General features: G+C 52.3%; 2 protein-coding genes. Both read left to right on the top strand.

Annotated elements, in window-relative coordinates:
* On the top strand, positions 1-334 hold a 334-nt coding region (locus tag V6D20_12285), incomplete at its 5' end, for an FkbM family methyltransferase (protein ID HEY9816558.1).
* Positions 324-1,142: an FkbM family methyltransferase gene (locus tag V6D20_12280; protein HEY9816557.1), complete on the top strand. Its 819-nt coding sequence runs from the start codon at positions 324-326 to the stop codon at positions 1,140-1,142. The genes V6D20_12285 and V6D20_12280, both read left to right, overlap by 11 nt.
* Positions 1,143-1,232: the final 90 nt, after the last annotated feature.

Raw genomic sequence — 1,232 nt, 5'->3', positions numbered from 1 at the left:
GACCCAAACCACCTTGGATGGAGCGATCGCCCAATTACCTCAGTTTCCCCAGCCCGACGTTCTGATCAAGCTAGATGTGCAAGGCTATGAAGACCGGGTGATTCGTGGCGGTCTGCAAACCTTTGCCCAAGCCAAGGCCTGCATCGTCGAGATTTCGTTAGATGCGCTTTATGATGGGCAAGCGACCTTTCAGACAATTTTTGAGCTGCTGAGCGGTTTGGGCTACAGCTACTGCGGTAACCTAGACCAGATTCAGGCTCGGGATGGTCACGTGATCTATTTCAATGCCCTGTTTATCAATACCCACCCTACCCCACCCCATCATGCGCGTTGAAGCTTGCTGTACCGCCTTGCTGAAACAGATTCTGCCGACCCTTGATCCCCAGCGTCAAGGGCTTTGTTTAGATGTGGGGGTTGGCACCTTCGCCTTCTACTGCCAAATGTTTGCCCAGCTCGGGTTTTCCACCATTGCCATTGAACCCTTACCCATTCCCAAACTGCGACAACTCTGTCAGCGCCATCATATTCAGTTGCTAGAAACCTGTTTATCCAATCAAACAGGCACGCAGACGTTCTATGGCGGTCAGTTTGCTCGCTTGGGCAATCAGAACTTTAACTCTCTGGCTCCAGACTGGTTTGGCTCATCGGCGCGGAGCCAGCAGGTACCCACCATCGATCTACCTGACTTGATGAAGGCGATCGCTGCCCAGCAGATTACTTGCCTAAAACTGGATATTGAAGGCTGGGAGCCGGTGGTCATCCAGCAGTTTGCTGACCTCCCCGCGTCGCTCTTGCCCAAGGTCACCATGTTTGAATATGGCGGCGGTACCGATCGCCAGGCTGGCGCCAAGGGCTGGGCACCCAAGTTTCTCGAAGGCACTATGCAATGCCTCACAACCCTACAGCAGCGCGGGTATGGGCTAAGTATTATGGTGGACTATTGCCACGGTACCGATGTCAACGTGTTTGACTTACAAACCACAGACCTCAATCCAGCCAACGTATTTCCCCCCAATGCTGTCTATGGCAACATCATTAGTTTCTATGACGGTAGCTATCCTCAGGAAGCGATCGCTCAAATCTGCCAGCGCTATCGGGGTGGGGTAATCAACTGGCTGGTGAGCCAGCTTGTATCGACCTAGACGAACATCTATCCATCCGATCAATTGAATAGCAATTGGTCAGAAACCTCACACTAGCATCGTCAGCTCTACCTAAGTTTGCTAGGATGA

Source organism: Candidatus Obscuribacterales bacterium (assembly GCA_036703605.1).
Classification (GTDB): domain Bacteria; phylum Cyanobacteriota; class Cyanobacteriia; order RECH01; family RECH01; genus RECH01.
This window is presented reverse-complemented; position numbering and strand designations above follow the sequence as displayed.